The sequence below is a fragment of the Streptomyces sp. NPDC018029 genome (assembly GCF_044327655.1).
Taxonomy (GTDB): Bacteria; Actinomycetota; Actinomycetes; order Streptomycetales; family Streptomycetaceae; genus Streptomyces.
The window spans coordinates 302,606-328,973 of the sequence record NZ_JBIRFV010000009.1; the positions used below are offsets into that span (position 1 = coordinate 302,606).

Annotated in this window: 22 protein-coding genes and 1 tRNA gene; 9 read left to right on the forward strand and 14 right to left on the reverse strand. The window is 72.6% G+C overall.

What is annotated here, in order from left to right; translation table 11 throughout:
• Positions 1-97: 97 nt before the first annotated feature.
• Positions 98-1,555 carry a hypothetical protein gene (locus ACH4D5_RS27825; RefSeq protein ID WP_398307581.1) on the forward strand — a complete coding sequence of 486 codons (1,458 nt, stop codon included), beginning with the start codon at positions 98-100 and terminating at the stop codon, positions 1,553-1,555.
• A 102-nt stretch (positions 1,556-1,657) separates the two neighbouring features.
• Here the strand turns inward: ACH4D5_RS27825 and ACH4D5_RS27830 are convergent, their stop codons facing one another.
• The 3 genes from ACH4D5_RS27830 to ACH4D5_RS27840 form a co-directional block, all read right to left on the reverse strand.
• Positions 1,658-2,113, reverse strand: coding sequence for a hypothetical protein (locus ACH4D5_RS27830; RefSeq protein ID WP_398307583.1), 456 nt, complete (start codon positions 2,111-2,113; stop codon positions 1,658-1,660).
• 26 nt (positions 2,114-2,139) lie between these two features.
• Entirely contained in the window at positions 2,140-3,303 is a 1,164-nt protein-coding gene (locus ACH4D5_RS27835) for a hypothetical protein (RefSeq protein WP_398307585.1), read from the reverse strand.
• A 66-nt stretch (positions 3,304-3,369) separates the two neighbouring features.
• On the reverse strand, positions 3,370-3,609 hold the full coding sequence (locus ACH4D5_RS27840; protein ID WP_398307586.1) for a hypothetical protein: 240 nt from the start codon (positions 3,607-3,609) through the stop codon (positions 3,370-3,372).
• 257 nt (positions 3,610-3,866) lie between these two features.
• Between ACH4D5_RS27840 and ACH4D5_RS27845 the strand changes: the two genes are divergently transcribed.
• Positions 3,867-5,321 (forward strand): alkaline phosphatase PhoX, encoded by a 1,455-nt coding sequence (locus ACH4D5_RS27845; RefSeq protein ID WP_398307588.1) that lies wholly within the window; start codon positions 3,867-3,869, stop codon positions 5,319-5,321.
• A 21-nt stretch (positions 5,322-5,342) separates the two neighbouring features.
• Here the strand turns inward: ACH4D5_RS27845 and ACH4D5_RS27850 are convergent, their stop codons facing one another.
• The gene (locus ACH4D5_RS27850) at positions 5,343-7,808 is read right to left on the reverse strand and encodes a protein kinase (protein WP_398307590.1); all 2,466 of its coding nucleotides are present in this window, start codon (positions 7,806-7,808) and stop codon (positions 5,343-5,345) included.
• 64 nt (positions 7,809-7,872) lie between these two features.
• A complete protein-coding gene (locus ACH4D5_RS27855; protein ID WP_398307592.1) occupies positions 7,873-10,125 on the reverse strand; it encodes a protein kinase in 2,253 nt (750 codons plus the stop codon).
• Between the two features lie 161 nt (positions 10,126-10,286).
• On the opposite strand from ACH4D5_RS27855, the gene ACH4D5_RS27860 reads away from it, so the two are divergent.
• From ACH4D5_RS27860 to ACH4D5_RS27870, 3 genes are all read left to right on the forward strand, one after another.
• Positions 10,287-10,356, forward strand: a tRNA-Arg gene (locus ACH4D5_RS27860).
• A gap of 394 nt (positions 10,357-10,750) precedes the next feature.
• Positions 10,751-12,334, forward strand: coding sequence for a TROVE domain-containing protein (locus ACH4D5_RS27865; protein WP_398307594.1), 1,584 nt, complete (start codon positions 10,751-10,753; stop codon positions 12,332-12,334).
• A 160-nt stretch (positions 12,335-12,494) separates the two neighbouring features.
• On the forward strand, positions 12,495-12,722 hold the full coding sequence (locus ACH4D5_RS27870) for a CarD family transcriptional regulator (protein ID WP_030784272.1): 228 nt from the start codon (positions 12,495-12,497) through the stop codon (positions 12,720-12,722).
• Between the two features lie 108 nt (positions 12,723-12,830).
• Here ACH4D5_RS27870 and ACH4D5_RS27875 read toward each other — a convergent pair whose 3' ends face one another.
• The 8 genes from ACH4D5_RS27875 to ACH4D5_RS27910 all read right to left on the reverse strand — a co-directional run bounded on the left by ACH4D5_RS27875 (position 12,831) and on the right by ACH4D5_RS27910 (position 20,475).
• Positions 12,831-14,042, reverse strand: a complete 1,212-nt coding sequence (locus ACH4D5_RS27875; protein WP_398307830.1) for a TerD family protein — start codon at positions 14,040-14,042, stop codon at positions 12,831-12,833.
• An 80-nt stretch (positions 14,043-14,122) separates the two neighbouring features.
• Positions 14,123-14,344, reverse strand: a complete 222-nt coding sequence (locus ACH4D5_RS27880; RefSeq protein WP_398307596.1) for a hypothetical protein — start codon at positions 14,342-14,344, stop codon at positions 14,123-14,125.
• 40 nt (positions 14,345-14,384) lie between these two features.
• Positions 14,385-15,374 carry a zinc-dependent alcohol dehydrogenase family protein gene (locus ACH4D5_RS27885; protein WP_398307598.1) on the reverse strand — a complete coding sequence of 330 codons (990 nt, stop codon included), beginning with the start codon at positions 15,372-15,374 and terminating at the stop codon, positions 14,385-14,387.
• A 16-nt stretch (positions 15,375-15,390) separates the two neighbouring features.
• Positions 15,391-16,248, reverse strand: a complete 858-nt coding sequence (locus tag ACH4D5_RS27890) for a carbohydrate ABC transporter permease (RefSeq protein WP_398307600.1) — start codon at positions 16,246-16,248, stop codon at positions 15,391-15,393.
• The gene (locus ACH4D5_RS27895) at positions 16,248-17,201 is read right to left on the reverse strand and encodes a carbohydrate ABC transporter permease (RefSeq protein WP_398307602.1); all 954 of its coding nucleotides are present in this window, start codon (positions 17,199-17,201) and stop codon (positions 16,248-16,250) included. Before ACH4D5_RS27895 ends, ACH4D5_RS27890 begins: the two co-directional genes overlap by 1 nt.
• Positions 17,198-18,571, reverse strand: coding sequence for an ABC transporter substrate-binding protein (locus tag ACH4D5_RS27900; protein WP_398307604.1), 1,374 nt, complete (start codon positions 18,569-18,571; stop codon positions 17,198-17,200). The genes ACH4D5_RS27895 and ACH4D5_RS27900 overlap by 4 nt, the downstream gene beginning before the upstream one ends.
• Before the next feature lie 107 nt (positions 18,572-18,678).
• Positions 18,679-19,449 carry a DeoR/GlpR family DNA-binding transcription regulator gene (locus ACH4D5_RS27905; protein WP_398307606.1) on the reverse strand — a complete coding sequence of 257 codons (771 nt, stop codon included), beginning with the start codon at positions 19,447-19,449 and terminating at the stop codon, positions 18,679-18,681.
• 216 nt (positions 19,450-19,665) lie between these two features.
• Complete coding sequence (locus ACH4D5_RS27910; RefSeq protein ID WP_398307608.1) at positions 19,666-20,475, reverse strand: NAD-dependent epimerase/dehydratase family protein; 810 nt, start codon at positions 20,473-20,475, stop codon at positions 19,666-19,668.
• A gap of 230 nt (positions 20,476-20,705) precedes the next feature.
• Here ACH4D5_RS27910 and ACH4D5_RS27915 point away from each other — a divergent pair, with 230 nt between their 5' ends.
• From ACH4D5_RS27915 to ACH4D5_RS27925, 3 genes are all read left to right on the forward strand, one after another.
• On the forward strand, positions 20,706-21,671 hold the full coding sequence (locus tag ACH4D5_RS27915) for a 5-dehydro-4-deoxyglucarate dehydratase (protein ID WP_398307610.1): 966 nt from the start codon (positions 20,706-20,708) through the stop codon (positions 21,669-21,671).
• Positions 21,668-22,864, forward strand: coding sequence for a hypothetical protein (locus tag ACH4D5_RS27920; RefSeq protein WP_398307612.1), 1,197 nt, complete (start codon positions 21,668-21,670; stop codon positions 22,862-22,864). Before ACH4D5_RS27915 ends, ACH4D5_RS27920 begins: the two co-directional genes overlap by 4 nt.
• Before the next feature lie 118 nt (positions 22,865-22,982).
• Positions 22,983-24,341, forward strand: coding sequence for a S28 family serine protease (locus ACH4D5_RS27925; protein WP_398307614.1), 1,359 nt, complete (start codon positions 22,983-22,985; stop codon positions 24,339-24,341).
• Here ACH4D5_RS27925 and ACH4D5_RS27930 read toward each other — a convergent pair.
• On the reverse strand, positions 24,316-25,536 hold the full coding sequence (locus ACH4D5_RS27930) for an MFS transporter (RefSeq protein ID WP_398307616.1): 1,221 nt from the start codon (positions 25,534-25,536) through the stop codon (positions 24,316-24,318). The two genes, ACH4D5_RS27925 and ACH4D5_RS27930, sit on opposite strands and share 26 nt — an antisense overlap.
• A 132-nt stretch (positions 25,537-25,668) precedes the next feature.
• Between ACH4D5_RS27930 and ACH4D5_RS27935 the strand changes: the two genes are divergently transcribed.
• The gene (locus tag ACH4D5_RS27935) at positions 25,669-26,313 is read left to right on the forward strand and encodes a TIGR03086 family metal-binding protein (protein WP_398307618.1); all 645 of its coding nucleotides are present in this window, start codon (positions 25,669-25,671) and stop codon (positions 26,311-26,313) included.
• Positions 26,314-26,368 lie beyond the last annotated feature (55 nt).

Genomic DNA, 26,368 nt, shown 5'->3' on the forward strand with positions numbered 1-26,368 from the left:
GGACATGAACCGGGCGGCATGGGGCCAAATCCGTCTAGGCTTGCGCCTTGCCGATCCGTACTCCCGGCGCCCCGCACCCCCGGAGGAGAACCAGCCGATGTCCGTAAGCCCCGCCACCCTGCCGCCGGTGCTGCTGCACTCCGAAGCGGAACTCGCGCGGGCCGCGCTCGCCACACCGCTGCTGTCCCGCGCCGTCCGGCTCGCCCGCTGGGCCGGGCCGGACACCCGGGTCGGCGCGGGCGGCGAGCTCGTCGACGCACAGCTCCCGGCGGCCGCGGCCGAGCTGGGCCTCGAAGCGGAGGGCATCGACGAGACGGACGCCGCCGCGTACACGAGCGAGGCCTGGCGGGTCGCGGTGGACACCGGCCTCGTCGAGGTCACGGACGCCGAGGAGGAGGGCGGGGAAGGCACCGTCACCCAGGGCGAGGACCTGGCGCTGCTCTCCGCGGGCAGCCCGCAGGACGTCCTCGGCGTCTGGCTCGGCGCCCTCGACACCGTGTACGCGGACGCCACCGTGCCCGACATGGAGAACCTCCTCGACGTCCTGGAGGAGAAGGGCGAGGTCGACTTCGCCGAGCTCGGCTGGGACCCGCAGGCCGAGGCCGACTTCCTGGACGGCGTCCTCGGCAACCTCTACCTGCTGACGGTGGGCGACGCCGCGGCCGGCGAGGGCCCGGTGCCGCTGCCCGCGCTCGCCGCCTCGATGATCGTCCCCGACGACATGGGCGAGCCCACCGACGACGTCCTGGAACAGGTGTCGGACGCGATGATGAAGCTCGACGACCAGTTCCGGCTCTTCGAGCCGCTCGGACTCGTCGAGTACCAGCCGGTCGACGAGGCGCTCATGGCCGACGCCGACGAGGACACCACCGAGGGTCCGGGCCCCGTCGACGAGGAGGACGTCAGCCGCTACGGCATGGTCCGGCTCACCCCCCTCGGCCTGTACGGCGTCCGCGCCCGCATGCTGGACGCCGGGGTCGACGCGCCCGCCGTCGGCGACCTCGCGGACAAGGGCGCCGACGCGCTGCTCGACGGCACCTCCGGCTTCCCGCAGCACGCCGCGCAGGCCGAGATCGAGCAGTGGCTCGCCCGGCACGAGCCGCTCGCCGCCGCACGGGAGCTGCTGGCCGCCGCGCGCGGCGGCGACGAGGGCGCCCCGCTGCGCAGGCTCCGCTGCCAGCAGGCACTCTCCCTGGTCGGGAACGAGGCGGAGCCCGCGCTCCGCGACGTCCTCGACGACCCGGAGCTCGGCGGCCTGGCCCGGGTGTGGCTCACCGAGCACGGCGCCACGGACGTGCCCGCGCCGTCGGAGGCGCTCATCTTCTGGCTGACCATCGACACGATCGCCGCGCAGCTCGCCGCCGAGGGCAACTCGGACGAGCTGCAGGGCCTGGTCGAGGGCCTCGCGGAGCAGCACAGCGGCTTCTTCGCCACGGCGTGGCGGGTCGAGCACCCCGCCACGGCCGACGTCCTGGACGCGATGGGCCGCCTGCACCCCGACAAGAAGGTGGCGAAGGAGGCCCGCAAGGCGGCGTTCAAGGCGCGGAACATCTAGCCCGTCCGGCGATCGAGGACGAGCCCGGAGGGCGATGGACAGCACCCCGGGTGGGCCCGGCATCACGGGCCCACCCGGAATGCGGTCATCCCGCCGGAGGCGTCAGCACTCGTACCGCGTCGTGTGCTTGAACGACGACGTCGCCCCGTCGAACCCGTACGTCCCCCGGTACGCCGGCGGATTCTGGTACTCGCCGACGATCGTGATCGTCATCGCGCACGAGCCCTGCCCGGCGCGCTTCGCGTCGAGCCGCATCGTCTCGCCGAGCGTGCCGCCCGTGATGTCCCACGGCGCGCCACAGATCCCGGACCTGATCTGCCCGCCCGTCACCACGTGCGGATAGGTGGTCGGGTTGTACGTCACCTCGATGGCGAACGTGACGGCGCCGCTGTGCAGCGTCAGCTTGCACCCCGTCGACAGGGCCTCGGCCGACACGTCGGCGGCCGGCGCGGCGAACGCCTCGTCGCGCGTCTTGACCTCGGCGCCCTGCGGATTGTGGAAGCGGTGCTCCGACGTCCGCGAGCGGCCGCCCTTCTGCTTGCGTGCCTGAGAGGTCATGGAAAACCCTCCTTCCGTCCTGACCGTCAGGCCAGCAGCTCGGCGATCTCCACGCGCAGCAGCGCGCGGACGTTCTCGATGTGGTTGACGATGGTCGCGACCGACGAACCGGCGAAGAGCAGCCCCACCGCGACGTCGTCCTGCGAGGTCACCAGCGAACCGGAGTCGCCGCCCGCCGAGATGTTCGTCGTCACGATCTGGTCCTTGAACCGGGCCGTGCCCGCGGTGCCGTAGTTCACGTCGACCGTCGCGTCGACCGCGATGATCCGGCCGAAGCTGATGTTCGTCGTCCTGCCGGACTTCTTCACCAGGTCGCCGACGGCCACGTTGGCCTTGCGCCGCCAGGCGCGCGGGGCGCCGCTGAAGTACTGCTCGCGCGTCGCGTCCTGGAAGTCGACCGCGCCGAGCGCCGCGTCCACCACGTTGTTGTGCCGCTCCAGCGGGATCTGCGGGGCGAACTGGATCGTGATGAACCGCTCCAGCGTCGCGATGCGGTCCGCCGGGTCCTGCCCGCCGTCGAAGACGCCGGGCTGCACGATCGCGCTGCCCAGCTGCGCCCGGTTGGAGTCGGCGAGCACGTGGTTGTTGGAGAGGATGTAGAACTTCGACGGTACGCCGAGACCGGCGCCCGGCGGATCGACGGAGGCACCGGGCAGGAAGTCGTAGACCACGCTGCCGAGCGTGCCCGCGGTCACCCGGACGTTGCCGACCGAGAAGCCGGATGGGCACGGGCGCATCCGCCGCTTGAGGAGCTGCGGCTCGAACGCGCCGCGCCCGGCGAGCTCCTCCAGCTGCGGCTGTCCGAGGCTCGCGAGCTGTTCGCTGACGCTGCCCTCCGGGCCGTACGCCACCGGCGCGCGGTCCTCGGCGCGCCGGCCGCCGGGCCTGCTCTGCTGGCGCTGCGCCGCGATGTGACCGACCGCGACGACGTCGGTCGGGGTGCCGTCGTCCATCTGGCGCGGGACGACGTCCCGCTCCGGGAGCATGGACTCCGGGACCTTCTGGGTGACGAACACGACGACGGCGGGCTCGCCGGTGGGCTCCCCGTCGCTCCACTTCACGCCGTGGCCGAAGCCGACGACGTTGGACAGCGGCTGCTGGGGCCGCAGGAAGTCGGACATCGCCTGCTGACGGGAGCTGTCGCTCAGCTGACCGCCGGTGGGACCTCGCATCAGTTCGGGCCGGCTCACCACGCCAGACCACCTCTTCCCCTTTGAAGGGTGGGGTTCCGGGCCGCGCCGGGGGCATCGCTCCCGCTACGTCCCGCCGTCCTGCGCGTCGACCTCGCCGATGGCGAGTACGCGTACGGGGACACCGTCGAGCGTGTCCGGAACCACGTCTTCGTCACGGAGGCGGTCGCGGGGCACCCGGTGGGTGACGAAGACGACGATCACGTCCTGACCCGAGTGCTCGTCCCTGCCGATGCCGACTCCGGTGACATTGGCCAGCCTCATCAGCCGGCCCTCATGGAGGCCGCGTGCCTGATGTGCGTCCACTCGGCTCGCCTCCCCCTGCGGGTGGTGCAGCTCTGCACGTGGTGATGTCTATTGCGGTGTGCATCGCGGGTCAAGGTGTTTCGCGGTGATTCTTCGCTTTGCGGGCGATCCGCCCCTGTTGACCTTGTCATGAGAGGAGGCAGGAAGGAGGCCCCTCGGCGTCGAGCGGTGTTCAACCGCCGTTTATGCGGGAGCGGGACGGTGGCGCGGACAGCAGCCCGGTCGTACGTACCGCCTTCGCGTCCTCAGGAGAAACGATGTCGCTCACCCGCAGGGATTTCGCCAGACGCTCCGCGCTCACCGGTGCGGGAGTCGCCCTGGCCGGCAGCGTCGGCGCGCTCGCCACCGCGCCCGGCGCCCTCGCCGCGACGGAGGTCGAGGAGGCGGCGGACACCGCGGGCCACGGCCACGGAGGCCACCACGGCCCCGGCTACGGCCCCCTCCTGCCCGACCCCGACGGCCTCCTCGCGCTGCCCGCCGGATTCTCCTACCGCGTCCTCACCCACAGCGGGAAGACCAAGCTGGAGAGCGGCGAGTTCACGCCGTCGAACCACGACGGCACCGCCACCTTCCGCGGCCCGCGCGGCACGACGCTCCTCGTCAACAACCACGAGCTCGGCGGCCCCCGCAGCAAGTGGAAGCACCCCGTACCGCTCACCGACGGCCTCGTCTACGACCCCGCGGCGGCCGGCGGCTGCACCGTCGTCGAGGTCCGCCCCGACGGGCGGGTCGCCGAGTGGGTCGGCATCGCGGGCACCGCCACCAACTGCGCGGGCGGCAGCACCCCTTGGGGCACCTGGCTCACCTGCGAGGAGACCGAGGACAGGGCCGGCCAGAACGGCATGACCAAGGACCACGGCTACGTCTTCGAGGTCGATCCCCTGGACCGGCGCGCCAACCGCGCCCCCAAGCCCATCAAGGCGCTGGGCCGCTACGCCCACGAGGCCGTCGTCGTCGACCCCAAGCGCGGCCACCTCTACCTCACCGAGGACGCCTCCAGGCCGAACGGCCTCCTCTACCGCTGGACCCCGCCCCGCGGCTTCGCCCACGGCCGCGGCAAGCTGCGCACCCTCGCCGACGACGCGGGCGTCCTCAAGGCCCCCAAGTGCTACGACTCCGGCGGCCGCTTCGTCGACGACCTGTCCCGCGCCACGAAGATCGGCACGGTCTACGGCGTCGACTGGGTCGAGGTCCCCGACCGCGACGCGCGGACCGTGCCCGTGCGCGAGCAGTTCGACGACGGCGACATCACCCGCGCCCGCAAGCTCGAAGGCATGTGGTGGGGCGACGGCGGCGTCTACATCGTCGCCTCCTTCGCCCGCGACGAGAGCCCCGTCCCGCACGACGGACAGGTGTGGTTCTACCACCCCGGCCGCCGCACCCTGACCCTGAAGGTGCTGCTCGGAGTCAACAGGGACCCCGACAAGGACGGCGCCTTCGACGGCCCCGACAACATCACCGTCTCGCCCTACGGCGGCCTCGTCATCGCGGAGGACGGCGACGGCATCCAGCATCTCTTCGGGGCGACGGAGAGCGGCCGCACGTACCCCATCGCCCGCAACGAACTCAACGCGGGCACCGAGGAGAAGCCGGAGTACAGCGAGTTCACCGGCGTCACGTTCTCACCCGACGGCAGGACCCTGTTCGCCAGCATCCAGACGCCGGGCATCCTGCTCGCCATCACCGGCCCGTGGAAGCGGCAGCGGCGCTGAGGGCCCGGGCCATGACCGGCGTCACGCGCTCCGTGGCGCGTTGACCGCCCGCAGGGACGAGGCGCCGACCCTGGCGTACCAGCCGTCGGCGTCGGCGGCGAGCCAGGTGACGGGCTCGTCGACCGGCCACTCCTCCAGCGTCCTGCCCGTACGCAGACTCAGCGCCCGGCACACCTGCCCGGCGGTCACATAGGCCGTGCCGCCGCCGATGGCGGGCGGGCAGCGCGCGATGGCGTCGAACGACGTCCGCCACAGCTGCCGCCCGCCACGGCTGTCACCACCGCCGTCGCCGTCGGTGAGGTCGATGGCCTGCAAGGTCCTGGCATCCAGCCAGTTCAGCAAGACGCCGTCCCGGGCGACCGGGCCGCGCCGGCCGCCGCCCGGCAGCGCCGGCCAGCCGGTGTCGAGCCCTGCGGTGGGGTGACTCCACAGCCGCTTGCCGCTCTCGGGACTGAACCCGATCAGGTCCTCCCCGGCGGCGAGCAGCAGCCCCGTGCCGGAGGCGTGCCCGAGGGCCGTGGCACCGCTCCCCGCGGTCAGCCCGAGCGGCTCCCTGCGCAGCTGCTCGCCGGTCCGTACGTCGATGAGGTGCAGCTCGTCGGTCTCGCTCAGCAGAGCGAAACGGGCGCCGCTGTGGCCGCCGGGGCCGCCGCGGCCGCTCGGCGCGGGCAGCGTGACCGGTGCCGTGCGCGCCTGCTCGTCCTTCCCGAACGCGGTGTACGTCCACGGTTCGCGGCCCGTCGCCGCGTCGAGGCAGAACACGCGGGGGTCCAGGGCGCCGGTGTCCGGTACGAGGAACACCCTGCTGCCCGAGACCGCGGGCGCCCGCCAGTCGCGCGTGTCCTCCTTGCCGCGCGTGCGGGGGGAGCCGCCCGAGGGCAGCGTACGAATGCGCAGCACCCGGTCCCGCGACGACCCGCCGCCACCGTCGTCGTCCAGTGTGAGGAGCCGCCCGTCCGCGACGGCGAACCACTTCACGGCACCGTGCCACGGGCGCTCCGGCCCCCACGGATCGCCCGTCCCCAACTCGTACGCCCGCCCCATGAGTTCGGGGGCGATCAGCAAACCGCTCACGACGCCCCAGAGCGGTTCGCGGGCCGCGGCCGCGGGAGCCTTGTCGTACTGCCAGCGACTCGTCCCGTCCGCGGCGTCGACGGCGCGCACCAGCCCCTGCGTGGTGAGGCCGCTCCTCGACCCGTGCACCAGGACGGTGTCCCCGACGAGCAGGGCGGACTCGACGCCGTCCGTACCGCCCTCCGCCCCGCTCAGCACCCAGCGCTCCCGCCCGGCCCGCGCCGACCCCTTCCGCAACACGGGCCCACCCTCCTCCGCACCCTCACCCGGAGCCTTCGGCGCCCGGACAACGGCCCAGCCGGCAACCCCCGCGAGCCCGGCGCCACCGGCGGTGAGGAGGGTCCGGCGGGCGAGGGTGCGGTGGCGTTCGGTGAAGGGGGAGGTAGGTGGCGGTGAGGTCGTCTGCGGGGTGGTGGGCGGCGGGGTGGGGTGCCGGATGGGTTCGGTACGGCTGCCGCCGGCGGTCGCGTCGCTGCTGCCGGTTCCGTCACCCTTCTCGGCGCCGTCAGTCGCTTCGGCGCCGTTGCTCGTCTCGCCTGCGATCAGTGACCGCAGTGGTTCCTCCCGCCACCACAGGGGCCCGTCCGCGGCGGCGGTGAGGGCCAGGATCTGTGCCACCGACGGGCGTCGGTGCGGGGCCTTGTGCAGGCAGGCGGCGACGAGTGCGCGCAGGCCCGACGACTCCGGGACGCCGGCGAGGTGCGGCTCCTCGTGCGTGGCGCGGTAGAGCAGCACCGCGACGGGGCCCGAGCCGAAGGGCTGCTCGCCCGTCGCGGCGAAGGCGAGTACCGCGCCCAGCGCGAACACGTCGGCGGCGGGCCCGACATCGCCCCCGGCGACCTGCTCCGGCGCCATGAACCCGGGCGTGCCGAGCATCGATCCGGCCTGGGTGAGACCGAGTTCCCCGGCGGCGCGGGCGATGCCGAAGTCGATGACGCGCGGGCCGTCGGCGGTCACCAGCACGTTGGACGGCTTGAGGTCGCGGTGCACGATGCCCGCCGCGTGGATGCTCGCCAGGGCCTCGGCGAGACACGCCCCGAGCGACCGCACGGCCGCCGTGCCCAACGGCTCGCCCGCGGCGACCGCGCGGCGCAGGGTGACCCCGGGCAGGAACGCCGTGGCGAGCCAGGGCACGGGGGAGTCCGGGTCGGCGTCGAGCACGGCGGCGGTGTGCGCGCCCGTGACGGCGCGCGCCGCGGTCGCCTCGCGCCGGAACCGCTCGCGGTAGACCGGGTCGGCGGCGAGGTGCTCGTGCACGGTCTTGACGGCGACGAGCCGCCCGCCAAGGCTGCGGCCCAGATATACCTGCCCCATCCCCCCGGCCCCGAGCCGCCGCACGATCCGGTGCCCGCCGAGCCGCCGGGGATCACCGTCGAGCAGCGGAGTGCCCGGCAGGGGGGCCGCCCCGCTCATACGGCACCGCCGCTGTGGGGCGGGCGGATCGTGGGGGCGTAGGACGGGACGACGCCGGGCGGGGTCATGTCCGGGTGGCCTTCGGGCCGCGGAGTGTGTGCAGGGTGCGGCCCGCGCAGACGTGGAACAGGCCGTCGTGCGCGGCCGCCAGCTTCATGTCGGACGCGGGGGCGATCGGCGCCGCCCAGGAGGCGTCACCCGTCCGTACGTCCAGTGCGTACACCCCCCACATTCCCTCGCCCGAGCCGCCCGGCTCCGGCCCCGAGACCAGCAGCAGGCCGCCCGACACGACCGACACACCGTCCTCCACGTCCCGGAACCCGGGCCGGGACCACTGCCTCCTGCCCGTACGGGCGTCCAGCGCCTCGACGCCGTCCGGCGAGGAGGCGAGCACCACACCGCCCGTGGCCCGCGCCGCGACGGCCGTGACCGCGCCCGCGGGCCGGTCCCACACGGTGCGGCGGGTCGCCAGGTCGACCGCCTCGATGCGCTCCTCCGACGCGAAGTAGCCGACGCCCTCGGCGCCGGGGTGGGCCTGCGGGCGGCGGGCGCCGTTCGCGACCTCCCGCTCCACCGTGCCGTCGGACGCCTTGAGGACGACCAGCGGATCGTGCCGCGCGTACCGGTCCGTGCCGGGGGGCCCGGAGCTCCGCGACGCCGTGGCCACCGCTATCCGGCCGCCCGCGTCGTCCACGCCGATCACCCCCGCGGCGCGCCCTTCGTGGAACCACAGCTCGTCCCCCGTGCGCGCGTCGAACCCGTACGCCCGCCAGGGCCGCTCCAGCGTGCCGCGCCGCTCCTGCAGCGTGTCGTACGAGGCGTAGGTGAGGAGGCAGGCGACGCCGTCCGCGAGGGCGAACAGGCCGTTGCCGCCCTCCAGTTCGCTCGGGGGCGGGGCGAGGGGGCGGGGCGGCCGGTGCGGGTTGCGCGTCAGGACGCCCGAGGTCCACGCCTCCCGGCCGCCGGCCACGCGCAGCGCGATCAACTCGGGTTCGAAGAGGCTGTCCCGGAGTACGTAGACCAGGTCACCGCGCGTGTCGACGCTCCGCAGGTGCTCCTCCGGATAGGTCCAGCGGAGCGTGTTGGTCTCGGCCTCCAGCCGGACGAGCCCCTTGTCGTCGAGTACGTAGAGATCCTTGCCGCTGCGCAACAGGGCGCCGCCGTACTCCACTTCACCGATCTCACGGCTCCAGATCACCTCACCGGCGGGCGGGCGGGGCTCGCCACGGCGCCCGGCACCGGACGTGCCGTCGGCGCTGTCCCCCTCACCGTTGAGCAGGACGGCCGCCGTCGTACCGCCCACGGCCGCGAGCACCCCACCACCCCAGACGAGAAACCGCCGCCGGGAGGTACGGCGCGGCGGCGACGACGAGTCGGTGGGGCCGGGCCCGTCGCCGGGGTCGGGGGGCAGCGGCTCGTCGCCATCGGAAGGAGGCGAACCGTCACCCGCGTGGCCCACCAGCCCCGCGACCTCGTCCTCCTGGCGGCGGATCAGGCCGGCCACCGGTTCCTGTTCCCACCAGGGCTCGGCCGGGGCGCGGTCGGCGCACCAGGTGAGTATCTCCGCGACCGACGGGCGGTCCGCCGGGGTGCGGGTCAGGCACCGGGCGAGGAAGGCCTCCCACTCCTCGTCCGGCACGCCCAGCAGGTCCGGGGCCTCGTGCAGCGTGCGGTGGAGGACCTCGGGGGCGCCGCCCGAACCGAAGGGGCCGCGCCCGGTCGCCGCCACCGCGAGGACCGCGCCGAGTGCGAACACGTCGGCGGCGGGCCCCGGCGGCCGGGCGTCCGGCGCCAGCTGCTCGGGGGCGATGAAGCCGGGGGAGCCGATGGCCTCGCCACTGGCGGTGAGGCTCTCGTCGGCCGCGCTCTTGGCGATGCCGAAGTCGATGACCTTGGGGCCGTCACGGGTGACGACGACGTTGGACGGCTTCACGTCGCGGTGCACGAGCCCCGCCGCGTGCACCGCCGCCAGCGCCTCGGCGAGCGCGGCCCCCAGCGCGGCGAGCTCGGCGGGCCCGAGCGGGCCGTGCGCGGCCACCGCCTTCGGCAGGGTGGGGCCCGCGCAGAACTCGATGGCCAGCCAGGGCTGTTCGGCGTCCGGGTCGGCGTCGAGCACCGCGGCGGTGTACGGCCCCGTGACCGCACGTACGGCGGCCGTCTCACGGCGGAAGCGCTCGCGGAACTCCGGCTCCGCGGCGAGGTGCGCGTGGACCGTCTTGACGGCGACAGGCCGCCCGGACGCGGACCGGGCGAGGTGGACGCGGCCCATGCCGCCCTCGCCGAGCAGCGCGACGATCCTGTACCCGCCGACCTCCACGAACGCTCCTTCCGGCGGCCCCGCGCGGGCCCTTGGGACGACAGGACGAGCTGACGGACTGTGCGACGCCTGTGGGGCATCGTACGGTTGCGGCCGCCGGGAGATCAGAGGGCGTGAAAAACCTTTGGCGCCCCGCAGGTTCACTCTCCTAAAGTGATGCACGTCCAGGTGCGAAGGCAGGACCTACTTCCACTCCTAATGGGGAGGCCGCGGGTTCGATTCCCGCCACCGGCACCGACAGGCCGGTGTAGCTCAGTGGCAGAGCACCATCGTCGGTTCCGCCGAAATGAACTCTGGACACCACAACTTCATGCGTTTTCCTGCACCTCCCGGTGCGCAGGCAATGGCTACTTCCTTTCAAGAAATCACGCCACCGCCACTCTGATCTCGGGAGGCAGCAGCTGGTGTGTGCCCGGTGCGCAGGCAACGGTTACTTCATGGATCAGACGGTTGCGGGTTCGAGTCCCGTCATCGACTTCGGGTCGGTGTAGCTCAATTGGGTAGAGCATCCGACGCAAGTCCGTCGCCGCTTCTGAACTCGGGCACACTCCTGCCGTCTGTCTCCCCCTCATCTCTTTGTGCGCACGTGCGCGCATTCGTACGCAATGAATTCGGGGGAATTCTCATGGCGCGTTTCAACACCAAGTCCGTCAAGGCGGCGGTGACTTCTCCGGTGAAGTCGACCGGCCGCACCACCCGCACGCACCAGGGCGGCCGCGGACACCTCCGCGACGCACGCTCCGAGCTTTTCCTGCTCGCGGTCGCGAACTTCGTCTCCCAGCAGACCTTCTACGAGACCGGCGACCGCCGCGACGACCGCTTCGCCGCGCTCGTCCGCCGCCTCGCCGTCGAGGACCCGCAGTGGACCGCGGGCCTGCTCGGCTGGCTGCGCGGCGACGGCAACATGCGGACGGCCTCGATCGTCGGCGCCGCCGAGTACGTGAAGGCGCGCCTCGACGCGCACGCCACCGACGGCCCCACGGGCCGCCAGGTCGTCGCGTCCGTCCTGCGCCGGCCCGACGAGCCCGGCGAGTTCCTCGGCTACTGGACGTCGACGTACGGCCGCGCGATCCCCAAGCCCGTCAAGCGCGGCATCGCCGACGCCGTGCGCCGCCTCTACAACGAGAAGGCCCTGCTGAAGTACGACACGGCGGCCAAGGGCTACCGCTTCGGCGACATCCTCAACCTCGTGCACGCGGCGCCCGACCCGGCCAAGCCCTGGCAGGGCCCCCTGTTCCGGTACGCGCTCGACCGCCGTCACCACCCGGAGACCGCGGTGCCGCCCGAGGGCGCGCGTGTCCTCGCCGCGCACCGCGAGCTGATGGCGCTGCCCGTCGCGGAGCGGCGCGCCGTGGTCACCGGCGAGGGCGGCGCCGAGCGGCTCGCCGCCGCGGGCGTCACCTGGGAGGCGCTCGCGGGATGGCTGCAGGGGCCCATGGACAAGGCGGCCTGGGAGGCCGTGATCCCGTCGATGGGTGCCATGGCGCTCGTTCGCAACCTGCGGAACTTCGACGAGGCGGGCGTCTCGGACGAGGTCGCGGCGACCGTCGCGGCCAGGCTCGCCGACCCCGAAGCCGTCGCGAAGTCGCGGCAGTTTCCCTTCCGCTACCTCGCGGCGTACCAGCACGCGCCGTCGCTGCGCTGGTCGTACCCGCTGGAGCAGGCCCTCGGCCACTCCCTCGGGAACGTGCCGTCGCTGCCGGGCCGGACGCTGATCCTGGTCGACCGGTCCGGTTCGATGTGGTCGCCGCTGTCCGACCGCTCGCAGCTCAACCGCGCCGACGCGGCCGCGATCTTCGGCACGGCGCTCGCGCTGCGGGCCGCCGACGCGGACCTGGTCCAGTTCGGCAGCAGCAGCGCGCGGGTGAAGTACCGCGCGGGCGAGTCCGTCCTGAAGATCCTCGGCCGCTTCGGAGACCTCGGCGGCACGAACACCACCGAGGCGGTGCGCCGCTTCTACAAGAAGCACGACCGGGTGCTGATCGTCACAGACGAGCAGGCGGCGTACAGCTACCACGGCGACCCGACCGAGCAGGTGCCTGCGGACGTCCCCGTCTACACCTGGAACCTGGCGGGCTACCGCGCGGGCCACGGCGCCTCCGGAGAGGGCAACCGGCACGTCTTCGGCGGCCTCTCGGACGCGGCGTTCCGCACGGTGGGGCTGCTGGAGGCGGGGGCGGACGCCGACTGGCCGTGGGCAGCCGCCTGAGATGCGTCACCGTACGTTTCCGTAGGGGTGCGGGCCGTCACGGCCGTACCCCGTTCGGGTCGTCCGCAGCGGGGGTTTGTGTGTCTGTTCCATACCGATGTGAAAGCGGTGTGAGCTCAGAGCATGGTGCGTCGGGTGTCCGGGGGCGCATACTTCAGATATGACGAGGCCCGCCGGCTCGCGCCGCCACCTGCCGAACAGTCCCTTCAATGTGCCCGCTCCGCCCGCCCCACCCGTAGAGCAGTTCGCCGTGGGTGACCGTGTCTCCCACGACCAGTACGGCCTCGGGAGGATCGTCGGCGTCGAGGGAGAGGACGCGGTCGTCATCGACTTCGCGGGCCGTCAGGGACGGTTCCTGAGTCCCTACCCGAAGCTGGCCAAGCTCTGACACCCGGCATCCTGACCTGACACGGCTGAGGGGCGGCGGACCGCACACGCGGTCCGCCGCCCCTCACTCATCCCTGCTCACTCCTGCTCAGCCCCGCATCCGCCGCGCCTACAGCGCCTGCGCCGCGGGCTTCACCATGCCACGCACGGTCCGGGACTTGACGAACTGTCCCATACCGGTCATTTCCCACTCGCCGGTGAACTGCTTGATCAGCTTGGCCATCATCACGCCGGTCTGCGCCTCGGCGTTGGTCAGGTCGAAGCGGACCAGCTCCTCGCCCGTCGCCGCGTCGATCAGGCGGCAGTAGGCCTTCGCGACCTCCGTGAACTTCTGGCCGGAGAACGAGTTCACCGTGAAGACCAGGCCCGTGACGTCCTGCGGGAGGCGGCCGAGGTCCACGACGATCACCTCGTCGTCACCGCCGCCCTCGCCCGTGAGGTTGTCGCCGGAGTGCTTGATCGCGCCGTTCACGATCGAGAGCTTGCCGAAGTAGCAGCTGTCGACGTGGTTGCGCTGCGGGCCGTACGCGATGACGGAGGCGTCCAGGTCGATGTCCTTGCCGCGGAACGCCGGCTCCCAGCCGAGCCCCATCTTGACCTGCGAGAGCAGCGGCTTGCCGCCCTTGACCAGGGACACCGTCTGGTTCTTCTGGAGGCTGACGCGGCCCTTGTCGAGGTTGATCTTCCCGGCGCCGGGCGCGGGGGCGGCGGGCGCCGCGGCGGCGGCGGCCGGCGGGGGCGGGCCCTGCACCGGCTGCCCCACCGGGGGCGCCATCGGAGCGGCCGGAGCCGCGGGGGCGGCGGCGGGCGCGGCCGGGGCCGGCGCGGGCTCCTCCACCGAGACGCCGAAGTCCGTCGCGATGCCCGCGAGGCCGTTGGAGTACCCCTGGCCGACCGCGCGGGCCTTCCAGGCGCCGTTGCGCAGGTAGATCTCGACGATCACCAGGGCCGTCTCGGAGCCGAGCTGCGGGGGCGTGAAGGTGGCGAGGACCGAGCCGTCGTCGGCGTTGCGGATCGTGGCGGTGGGCTCGATGCCCTGGAAGGTCTGGCCCGCCGCGTCCGGGCTCGCGGTCACGACGATCTTCTCGATGCCGGGCGGCACGGCGGCCGTGTCGACGGTGACCTTGTCGGGGGTCGTACCGCCACCCGACTGGTAGGTCACACCGGGGCCGGAGGGCTGGTTGAAGAAGATGAAGTCGTCGTCGGAGCGCACCTTGCCGTCGGCGGTGAGCAGCAGGCCCGATACGTCGAGCCGCACCGGAGCGGCGACGTCCACCGCCACGCGGGCGGCGGTCAGCGGGATGTTCGAGCCGGGGGTCATAGCTGTCATGCCAGGGGTAACGAACGATCCCGCTTTGCCGTTCCCGGGCGGGGATTTTCCAGGTCCGGTGCGCGAGGGTGTCAGCCGCGGTTGCGCGGATGGGCGCGGGCGGCGCGTTCGTTGCCGCGCTTGTAGTTGCCGGTCCAGCGGGCCATCACCAGCTGCGGGTCGCCGCTCGCCACCTCGGCGAGGAACTGTTCGGCGCGGGCGGCGCGGAGCGTCCCCGCGGCACGTCCGCCGTGGGTGATCACGAGAGTGCCGTCCGCGCGCTGTTCGTAGGTGAATCCATGAGGTCTCGGCATGGCCGGAGCGTACGTCCGGCCATGCCGCGCCGGTACCGAATTACGGCACCACGACGATCTTGCGGCCCTTCCCGGCGGCGAACCGGTCGAGCGCCTGCGGGTACTCCGCCAGCGGCAGCCGGTCGCTGATGAACACGTCCGGGTCGAGCACGCCGTTCGCGAACAGTTCCGCGGCCCGTTCGTAGCTGTGCAGGACCGCCATCGAACCGGTGATGGTGATCTCCTGGTTGTAGATCCGGTACGGGTCGATGTTCACGCGTGTGGCGTAGTCGGCGACGCCGAACTGGAGGAACGTGCCCGCCTTGGCGACCCGTTCGAGGCCGTCCTGGATCGCGGCGGCGTTGCCCGTCGCGTCGATGACGACGTCCCAGCCCCGCGGCCGGTCAAGGTCGTCCGCGTTCGCCGCCGAGCCGGAGACGCCGAGGAGCCGCGCGGTGGCGAGCCGGTCCGCGTTCAGGTCCACGACGTCGACGCTCGCCGCGCCGGTGCGCTTGGCGAGCTCCAGCATCATCAGGCCCATCGTGCCCGAGCCGTAGATCAGCACGTGCGCGCCGAGCCGCGTCCGCAGCACGTCGTAGCCGCGGACGGCGCAGGACAGCGGTTCGATGAGGGCGGCGTCCTCGGTGCGGACGTGGTCGGGGAGGCGTACGCAGTTGGCGGCGGGCGCCACCGCGTACTGGGCGGCGCCGCCCGCGGTGGTCACGCCGATCGCCGCCCACCGTTCGCAGAGGTTGCCCCGGCCGTCGCGGCAGTAGCGGCACTCGTGGCAGTGCAGCGAGGGGTCCACGGCGACCCGGTCGCCGACGGCGAGCGTACGCACGTCACCGCCGAGCGCGACGACCTCACCGGCGAACTCGTGGCCCGGCACGACCGGCAGGGTCGGCGCGAACTCGCCCTGGAGGATGTGCAGATCGGTTCCGCACAGGCCGCACGCCGCGACCTCGACGACGACGTCGCGGGGGCCGGGGGCGGGGTCGGGCAGCTCCCCGACGACGGCCTTGCCGACGGACTCGATGATGGCGGCCTTCACTTGGCGGCTCCCTGGTTCATTTGACGGCTCCCAACGACAGGCCCTGGACCAGCTTGTCCTGGGCGGCGAACCCCGCGGCGAGCACCGGCAGGGAGATCACGAGCGACGCGGCGCACACCTTCGCCAGGAACAGGCCCTGGCTGGTGATGAAGCCGGTCAGGAAGACGGGCGCGGTCTGGGCGACGACGCCCGTGAGCACCCGCGCGAAGAGGAGTTCGTTCCAGCTGAAGATGAAGCAGATCAGGGAGGTCGCGGCGATCCCGGGGAGCGCGATGGGCGCCACCACGCGCGTGAGGATCGTCGGCAGCCGTGCCCCGTCGATCTGCGCGGCCTCGATGACCGGTTTCGGCACCTCGGCGAGGAACGACTGCATCATCCACACCGCGATCGGCAGGTTCATCGAGGTGTAGAGGAGGACGAGCAGCCAGATGTTGTCCAGGAGGCCGGTGTTCTTGGCGAAGAGGTAGATCGGGAGGAGACCCGCCACGACCGGCAGCATCTTCGTGGACAGGAAGAAGAAGAGCACGTCCGTCCACTTCTTCACGGGCCTGATGGACAGGGCGTACGCGGCCGGCAGCGCGAGGACCAGCACGCACAGGGTCGAGACGACCGACGCCACCGTCGAGTTGACGAGCGAGGGCCAGGGGCTCGCGCCGCCGCCGGAGCCGAAGAACTCCCGATAGCCGTCGAGGGTGAGCGAGGCGGCGAGCGACGGCGGGTTGGTCGCGGCGTCCTCCTCCGAGTGGAAGGAGGTCAGCGCCATCCAGGCGATGGGCAGGAAGAACAGGATCCCGGCGAGCCAGGCGACGAGCCCCAGACCGGCCCCCTTGGCTCCCCTGGTTTCCTTGGTGCGACCGGCGCGTACGGTGCTCATCAGCGGGACGCCTCCTCACGGAACAGGGACGAGACGACTCGCAGGGCGAAGGTCGCGATGACGAGCGAGCCGATGACGACGAGCACGCCGGCCGCGGAGGCCAGGCCGTTCTCGTGGGCCTGGTAGAAGCTCTGGTAGACGGTGTAGGGCAGGTTCGCCGTGCCGAGGCCGCCCGAGGTGATGGTGAAGACGGCGTCGAAGTTCTGCACGATGTAGATCGAGCCGAGCAGCGCGCCCAGTTCGAGGTAGCGGCGCAGGTGCGGCAGCGTCAGATGGCGGAAGACCTGCCAGTTGCTCGCGCCGTCCATGCGGGCCGCCTCGATCAGTTCGGGGTCGCGGCTCTGCAGCCCCGCGAGCAGGATCAGCATCATGAAGGGCGTCCACTGCCACACCAGGGAGGCCTCGATGGCGAGGAGCGGGGTGTCGGAGATCCAGTCGGGCTGCGCCGCGGAGTCCCCGCCGACCCAGTGCAGCAGGCCGTTGAAGAGGCCGTACTCGGGGTTGTAGAGCACGTGCTTCCACAGCAGCGCGGCGGCCACGGGGACGAGCAGGAACGGCGCGATGAGGAGGGTCCGGACGAGTCCGCGCCCCCGGAACTTCCGGTTCAGGAGCAGCGCGAGAACAAGACCGGCGACCAGGCTCGCGAGGACGACGGAGGCCGTCAGGAGGATCGTGGTCAGGACGGACTTGCGCAGGTCGGGGTCGGTGAGGACCTCGGTGTAGTTGGCGAATCCGGTGAAGCTGCGGGCGTCCGGGTAGAGGGCGTTCCAGTCGAAGAAGGAGATCACCAGGGTCGCCACGAACGGCAGTTGGGTCACGGCGATCATGAAGATGAGTGCGGGCAGCAGGGGCGCCCTGGTCGCCCAGGCGCGCAGCCGCCCCGTTCCCGGTGGCTTCGCGGCGGGCACGCGCGCGTGCCCCACGGGGGTGGTGGTGCTCGCGGTGGCGGTCATCGTCCCTCGTACTCCTCGGAGATCTTCTCGGCGAGGTCCTGCGACGTGGCCAGGGCCGCGTCGACGGACTGGCGTCCGGCGATGGCCGCGCTGATCTCCTGGGAGACCTTGGTGCCGAGGTCGGTGAACTCGGGGATGCCGACGAACTGGATGCCGGGCGCGGGGCGGGGCTGCACGCCGGGGTCGCGGGGCCGCGCGCCCTCGATGGCGGCGCGGGTGACGTCCTGGAAGGCGGCGGCTTCCTTGCGGTAGGCGGGGTTCGCGTAGGTGGAGGCGCGCTTGCCCGCGGGCACGTTCGACCAGCCGATCTTCTCGCCGACGAGCTTCTCGTACTCCTTGCCCGACGCCCAGGAGATGAACTTCCAGGCCCGGTCCGGGTTGCGCGAGGCCTTCTGCAGGCCCCAGGCCCACGTGTACAGCCACCCGGAGCTCTTCGTCCGCGCCACCGGGGCGGGTACGTAGCCGATCTTTCCCTTGACCGGGGACTTGGCGGACTCCAGCGAACCCGCGGCGGCCGTCGCGTCGTACCACATGGCGGTCTTGCCCTGGGTGAGGTTGTTGAGGCACTCGGCATAGCCGGACTGCGCGGCCCCGGACTGGCCGTGCTCGCGAACGAGGTCTACGTAGAAGCGGGTTGCCTTTTCGAACTCGGGGGAGTCCAGGCGGGCCTTCCAGTCCTTGTCGAACCAGGTGCCCCCAAAGGTGTTCACCACGGTCGTCAGCGGCGCCATCACCTCGCCCCAGCCCGGCAGTCCGCGCAGACAGATGCCCTTCATCCCGGGTTCCGCGCCGTCCACGCGGGCGGCGAGGTCCGCCACCTGCTGCCAGGTGGGGTGGTCGGGCATGGTCAGGCCGGCCTTCTCGAAGACGTCCTTGCGGTACATCAGGAAGGACGACTCTCCGTAGAAGGGCTGTCCGTAGAGTTTGCCGTCGTCGCCGGTGAGGGACTGGCGCATGGGCGGCAGGATGTCCTTCTCGTCGTACGCCGTGTCCTTGCGCGCGTACGAACCGACCTCGTGCAGCCAGCCGTTCCTGGCGTAGATCGGTATCTCGTAGTTGCTGAGCGTCGCGACGTCGTACTGGCCCGCCTGGTTGGCGAAGTCCTGGCTGATCTTGTCGCGGACGTCGTTCTCCGGCAGGACGGTGAAGTTCACCTCGATGCCGGTCTCCTTGGTGAAGTGGTCGGCGGTGAGCTTGCGCAACTCCACCATCTGCGGGTTGTTCACCATGAGGACGTTGATGGAGTCGCCGCCTGAACCGGCCCCGCCGGCACCGGCCCAGCAGCCGGCGAGCAGCGGGGCGAGCAGCGCCCCTGCGGCGGCCGCGGCGAGCGCGCGCGGCCTCGGCCTCCGTCGGCTCGGGGTTCGCATGAGTGCTCCTGGACGTAGAGGGTCATATCGGGGTAATTGGCGCACTGCGGGGTGTGCGGAAGCCCGCGTCGGCCTGTGGGGGGTGAGGTGGGGAGGGGCGGCGGCTGTCAGACGCGGAGGACCTGCGGCCCGAGGAGGGAGTAGCGGTGCGCTTCGGACGCGGGCAGGCGGCTGCTCGTGACGATCGTGTCGAGGTCGCCGATCCCCGCGAACCGGCAGAAGCTCGTCGCCCCGAACTTGGTGTGCACGCCCGGGAACACCGTGCGCCGCGACGCCCTGATGGCCTGCGCCTTCACCTCGCTGACCGCGGGATCGGGCGTCGTGAGGCCGTGTTCGCGGGAGATGCCGTTGGCGCCGATGTACGCCAGGTCGACGACGAACCCGGCCAGCATGCGGGTCGTCCAGTGGTCGACAGTGGCGAGGGTGCCCGGGCGCACCCGGCCGCCGAGCAGCAGGACGGTGACGTTCTCGGCCTCGGCGAGGGTGCCCGCGGTGGCCAGTGAGGCGGTCACGACGGTCAGCGGGCGGCCCGCCGCGGCCTCCGGCAGCGCCTCGGCGATCAGCTGGGGGGTGAAGCCCTCGTCGACGAAGACGGTCTCGGCGTCGCCGAGCAGTTCGGCGGCGGCGGCCGCGATGCGCCGCTTCTCGGGGACGTGCATGGTCGTGCGGAAGGCGAGGGTGGTCTCGAAGCCCGCGCTCTCCACGGGGTAGGCGCCGCCGTGGGTGCGGCGGACCAGGCCGTGGTCCTCCAGGGCGCGCAGGTCGCGGCGGACGGTCTCCTTGGCGACGCCGAGCTCGTCGGCGAGCGCCGTCACGTCGACGGAGCCGGCGTTGCGGGCCGCGTGGACGATCCGCCGCTGCCGTTCCTCCGCGGTCATCGGCGCCACCTGCTTCCCCTGGGTCTCGCGGTGCCCGTTCGGGCCCTGTGGGGAAGTTCTACAGCGCGGCCAAGGGGGTGACCAGGGTGGCAGCGGGCGCGATGCTGCCCGTTTGTGCCCGCTTGGTGGGGCGACGGCCTGTGCGGCGGGCCGCGGGCGTGCCCGTTTCGGGGGCCCGGGCCGCCCGTTCGGTGCCCGCTCGGGCGGGTGGACCGGTCAGTACGGCCAGACGGGCGGGTTCGTGCAGAAGTGGCCGCCCAGGTGCGCGTGGTCCGGGTTCTCCGGGTCCAGTTCGCCCTGTTCGGCGATGAGCTTCTCCGCGTACGCCTCGGAGTCGTCCCGCGGGTCGTAGCCGAGCGCCCGCGCCGAGGAAAGGTCCCACCAGAGGCGGGTGTTGGCGGACGAGCCGTAGACCACGGTGTGCCGCACGTCCTCGGCGGTGAGGGCCGCGTGGAAGAGCCGAGCGCCGTCGTCGGGGCTCATCCAGACCGACAGCATGCGCACGCTCGACGGTTCGGGGAAGCACGACCCGATGCGGACCGACACGGTCTCGACGCCGTGCTTGTCCCAGTAGAACTGGGCGAGGTCCTCTCCGAAGGACTTCGAGAGCCCGTAGAAGGTGTCGGGGCGGCGCGGGGTGTCGACGGGGATCAGCGGGTCGTCGCCCCGGGGGCGGGGGGTGAAGCCCACCGCGTGGTTGGAGGAGGCGGAGACGATCCGCCGGACGCCCTCTTCGCGGGCCGCCTCGTAGAGGTTGTACGTCCCTTCGATGTTGGCCTTGAGGATCTTGTCGAAGGTGGACTCCAGGGAGATGCCCGCGAGATGGAGGACCGCGTCCACCCCGCGCACGGCCTCGCGCAGCGCGTCCCTGTCGGCGAGGTCGGCGACGACGGCGTCCGGCTCGTCCGGGATCGGGCGCACGTCGAGCAGGCGCAGGTCGTAGCCGTACGCGGGCAGGAGCCCGCGCATCAGCGTGCCGAGTCCGCCGGCGGCGCCGGTCAGCAGGACGGTGCGGGGAGCGGGCATGCGGGGTCTCCTCGGGCGGGCGTATGCATCCACGTACAGGATTCACATCCGTGGAAACGCTAGAGATCGCCGTCACGTCGCGTCAAGGGGTCCTGACGGGGCCCGGACGCGGTAAATCCGCTCTTGGGCGGTGAGTTCGCGAGCTTGACCGGGCCGGAGAGGGCGCCTTAGCGTGGATGCGTTCAGGGATATGGACATGGATCAGAAACGTGCACGCTTAGGGAGAGCCCGTGACGTCAGCCCCCCTCGCTTCCCGACTCCGCGTCCCCAGCGGGCCGCTGTTCTTCCCCGTCACGGCGTACGGGCCGGACGGCGCTCTCGACCTGGACACCTTCCGCGCCCATGTGCGCGGCGGCATCGAGGCGGGCGCGGCCGCGGTGTTCGCCTGCTGCGGCACGGGCGAGTTCCACGCCCTGACGCCCGAGGAGTTCCAGGAGTGCGTCGCCGCCGCGGTCGAGGAGGCGGCGGGCCGGGTGCCGGTGGTCGCGGGCGCCGGATACGGCACCGCGCTCGCCGTGCGGTACGCGCGCCTCGCCGAGGAGGCGGGCGCCGACGGGCTGCTCGCCATGCCCCCCTACCTCGTCGTCGCCGAGCAGGAGGGACTGATCAGGCACTACACCGAACTCGCCGCCGCCACCTCCCTGGACGTCATCGTCTACCAGCGCGACAACGCCGTCCTCACCCCGGAGACAGTCGTCGAACTCGCCCGCACGGACGGCGTCATCGGCTTCAAGGACGGCCTCGGCGACATGGACCTGATGCAGCGCACCGTCAGCGCCGTGCGCGGCGAGGTGCCGGGCGACTTCCTGTACTTCAACGGCCTGCCGACCGCCGAGCTGACCGCCCTCGCCTACCGCGGCATCGGCGTGACCCTCTACTCCTCGGCGGTCTTCTGCTTCGCGCCCGACATCGCGCTCGCCTTCCACCGCGCGTTCAACGCCGGTACGCCGGAGGGGGACGCCACCGTCGACCGCCTCGTCGACGGCTTCTACCGGCCCTTCGTGGAGCTGCGCGCCCTCGGCCGCGGCTACGCCGTCTCCCTCGTCAAGGCGGGCGTCCGGCTCGGCGGCCTCGACGTGGGTCCCGTACGGCCGCCACTGCACGAACCCGCGGACGAACACGTCAAGCGGCTCGCCGAACTCGTCGAACGCGGGCGGGAACTGGTCGGCGGCGCACACCCCGGAGCGGGCGCGTGAAGGCCGCCGCGTTCCTCTACCCCTGGGACGTCGTCGGCGACCCCGACGCGCCCGCCCGCCTCGCCGCCCTCGGCATCCGCCAGGTCACCCTGGCCGCCGCCTACCACTCCACGCGCGCGCTCACCCCGCGCCACCCGCGCCACCGCGTCGTGACGGCCGCGCACGCCGCCGTGCTCTACCCGCCGGGCGACCGCTGGCAGGGCCGTACGCTGCGCCCGTACGCCGCCGGGGAGTGGGCACAGGGCGATGCCTACGGAGAGGCGGCACAGGCCCTGACCGAGGCCGGGCTCGACGTGCACAGCTGGGTCGTACTCGCCCACAACTCCCGCCTGGGCGACGACCACCCGGCGACCTCGGTGGTCAACGCCTACGGAGACCGCTATCCCTGGGCGCCCTGCATCGCGCAGCCCGCCACGCGCGCGTACCTGACCGTCCTCGCCGCGGAAGCCGCCGTGCGCCCCGGAACCGGGACGCGCGGCACCGAACTGGAGTCCTGCGGCTGGTACGGCCTCGCGCACCTGCACGCCCACGACAAGATCGCGGGCGTCGTCCCCGGCGAGGCCGGGCAGTACCTGATGTCGCTGTGCTTCTGCGCCTCCTGCCGGGAGGGGTACGCCGGACAGGGCCTCGACCCGGACGAGCTGGCGGCCGTCGTCCGCCGTGCCTTGGAGCCCGTGTGGCGGGGTGGCGGCAAAGCCGAGGACGGGGACGAGGGCGGGGGTGCGGGCTGGGCGGGCGTCGAGAAGCTCATCGGTGCCGGCCGGGCGGCGGCCACGCGCGCGTGGCGCGAGAAAACCGCCCGCACCCTCCAGGAGGCCACCGTCGGCGCCGTCCGCGCGGCGGCGCCCGCCGGTTTCCAGGTGCTGCTCCACGCCGACCCGGTGACGTACCACTGCGGCGCGAACGCGGGCGTCGACCCGGCGCACGTCCTCTCCGTGGCCGACGGCGTGGTCGTGCCCTGCACGGGCGGCGCCCACCTCCTGGAGCCGTTCGCCGCGCAGGGCAGGGACGGGGCGGTCCTCGCCGCCAACCTCACCGTGATGAGCGGCATGGGCGGCAGCCCCGCCACCCTCGCCGCCGACGCGGCACGCGCCGCCGGCCTGGGCGCCACGGAACTGCGGCTCTACCACGCCGGATTGGCCTCGGACGCCGACCTCGCACACGTCGCGGAAGCCCTGTCGCATCCGGAGTGATCGCCGGTACGATCCGCGCACCACAACCGTCGCGCCCCTACCAGGGACATCCCCTGCCAGGGACATCCCCGGATCAGGGGCGACAGATCCCCGAACCGGGGGACAGAGGGGGAACAAGGTGCGCCACAAGGGGATATCCGCGCTGGTCTGTGCCGGACTGATGGCGGGTGCCGCGGCGCTCGGCGGCGCGACGCCCGCCGCCGCGGCACCCGCGGGCCCGGCGTCGGCCGGCGACAGCGGGACGCCGTCCGACCTCCGCGAACGCCTGGAGCGAATACCGGGCATGACGGTGGTCTCCGTCGCGGAAAGGGAGGGTCACCCCCTCTACACGCTCACGTACAAGCAGCCCGTCGACCACCGCAGGCCCCACGGCGCCACCTTCACGCAGCGCGCCACGCTCTGGCACAAGGCCACGGACAAGCCGACCGTCCTCTACACCGGCGGCTACACCCTCCCCGGCGGCACCGCCTCCCTCACCCGGCTGCTCGACGCCAACCAGGTCGCCGTCGAGCACCGCTACTTCGCCGAGTCACGGCCCAAGGGCGCCGCGGGCGACGACTGGTCCAAGATGACCGTCCAGCAGGAGGCCGCCGACGAGCACCGCCTCACCCGCGCCCTGCGCACCGTCGAGAAGGGCAAGTGGCTGGGCACCGGCGCCAGCAAGGGCGGCATGACCGCGACGTACCACGAGCGCTTCTACCCTGACGACCTCGACGCCGTCGTCGCGTTCGTCGCGCCCAACGACGCGAACAACCGCGACGACAGCGGCTACGAACGCTTCTTCAAGACGGTGGGCACCAAGGAGTGCCGGGACGCGCTGAACGCAGTGCAGCGCGAGATGCTCGTACGCCGCGACGCGCTGCTCCCCAAGTTCGAGGCGGACGCGAAGGCCAACGGCGACACCTTCGAGGAGACCCTCGGCACCACCGACCGCGCCTACGAGTTCGCGGTCCTCGACCAGGTGTGGAACTTCTGGCAGTCCGGCACCGCCGCCGACTGCCCGACCGTGCCCGACGCGAAGAAGGTCACCGACGACGAGCTCTACGACTGGTCGAAGAAGCACGGCTTCAGCGTCTACCAGGACGAGTCCCTCGGCACCAACGGCTCGGGCCCCTACTACCGCCAGGCAGCCACCCAACTCGGCTGGGCGGACCTGAAGTTCAAGCACCTCAAGGGCGTCCGCAACCACCCCGACATCTACCAGCCGAACTCGGTCCTGCCCGCCGCCATGCGCGGCACGTACGACAACAGCACGATGGCCGACGTCGACCGCTGGGTGAAGACCCGCGGCCGCCACATGATGTTCATCTACGGCGAGAACGACCCGTGGAGCGCCGAGAAGTTCACCCCCAGCCGCCACGACTCCCACCGCTACGTGGTCCCCGGCGCCAACCACGGCGCCTCGATCACCAAGCTGCCCGAGCCCCAGCAGACGCAGGTCGTCAAGACCATCAAGCGCTGGGCCGACGTGAAGTAACCCGTCCCCCGGACACCGGACCTCGGGACCTCAGCAGGGGCGCGGCGATCAAGAGTCGTGCCCCCGCGAGGACCGGGAGCAGCACGTGGAAGTCGATGCTCTCCACGAGCGCCGCGCCCGCTGCGATGCCCAGTGCTGTCGGCGTGAACATCAGGGTGTTGGCGGTTGCCGCCGCCCTGCCGAGGAGTGCGTCGGGGGTCTCGCGCTGTACCGCCGTCAGGCCCGCGATCAGCGCGCAGGGCAGTCCGATGCCGTTCGCGAGGCTGCCGGCGAGGACCGCGGCGTCGTGCGGCAGTGCGGTCAGCGCGGCGGCGGCGCCGGTCAGGGCGATGCCCGCGCCGCCGAACCGCCGGGCCCCGAACCGCCGCATCAGTGTTCCCGACGCCACGCCCACCGCGACGGAACCGACGCCCTGCACGACGTACAGCACCCCGGTGTACGCGGGGGAGCGGCCGAGTCCCTCGACGACGGCGTAGACCAGCGCGCCGCTGATCCCCGAGGTCAGCATCGTCAGTCCGGCCGCCACCACGAGGGGGCGCAGCCGCTCGTGGTGCCACAGGTACCGCGCGCCCTCCGCGGTCCGCACCCGCAGTGGCGTGGGGTCCGGCGCCGGTACGCCCTCCCGGACCCGCAGCAGCGCGAACATCCCGGCCGCCAGGACGAACGTCACCGCGTCCAGGAGCGCCACCCGCGCGCCCCCGTACGCGGCGAACAGGCCCGCCCCCGCGAGCGGCGCCACCAGCTTCATGCCCTCGTTCGCGGACATCCGCAGGCCGTTGAAGTCGCCCAGCAGGTCCTTGTCGACGGCCGTCGCGACCAGGGCGGCCTCCGCCGCGTCGGTGACGACGCCGCACGCCCCGTACACCAGGAGGACCGCGAAGAGGATCCACAGCCGTCCGGCGGTGTCGACGGTGAACAGGGACAGGAGGAGCGCGGCGAGCGCGAGGTTGGCGGTCACCAGGAGGGGTCTGCGGCGCGTGCGGTCGGCCAGGGTGCCGAGCAGCGGGCCGACGAGAGTGGGGGCCCACAGCGCGAACTGGCAGAGCGCGGCGAGCCCGTCGGACCCGGTGAGCTCCTTCACCCAGATCCCGGAGGCCAGCCACAGCGCGGAGCTCCCGAAGCCCGAGACCACCACGGCGCCCAGATAGAGACCCGCGTTGCGGTCCCGCAGGACACGCCCGATCGTCGATGTCATGCCTGGTGATGCTGGTTCCTGAGGCCCCCGCGCCGGTATCGGGAGCATTCCCTATGGATCCGCGATGAGTTCGGGGCAGGTGCGGAGTCCACAAGGGGAGACGTACCGACACCGCCCCCTCAGGAGGCCCCCATGACCGACATCCTCGACCTCGGCCCGCAGGCCCGGCTCGTCGCCCGGATCGCCGACGGCGTCACGGACGACCAGCTCGCGGCGCCCACGCCTTGCCCCGAATACGCGGTGCGCAATCTGCTGGGCCATGTCCTCGGCCTCTCCGTGGCCTTCGGCCAGGCCGCGCGCAAGGAGTTCGGTCCCGGCCTCGACCGGGACCCGGGGAGCTTCGTGCCGGACATCGGGCCGGGCTGGCGCGGCGAGCTGCCGAAGGCGCTCGACGCCCTCGCCGACGCCTGGCGCTCCCCGGCGGCCTGGCAGGGCATGACCCGTGCGGGCGGCGTCGACCTGCCGGGCGAGGTCGCCGGCCTCGTCGCCCTCGACGAACTCGTCGTGCACGGCTGGGACCTGGCGCGCGCGACCGGTCAGGAGTACGCCCCCGACGAGGCGAGCCTGGAGGCCGCGAAGGCACTGCTCACGCCCGAAGGGGATGCCGAGGCGGACGCCGACGGGGGAGGGCTGTTCGGTGTGCCGGTTCCGGTGCCGGACGACGCGCCTCTCCTGGACCGGGTGATCGGTCTCAGCGGCCGCGACCCCGGCTGGCGGCCGCAGGGGCAGGCGCAGGGGCAGGCGCCGGGGCAGGGGCCGGGGCAGGGGCAGGGCTGAGCGCGCTCCGGGCCCGGCGCGAGCCGCGTGTGCTCCAGGTATGGATCAGGTAAAG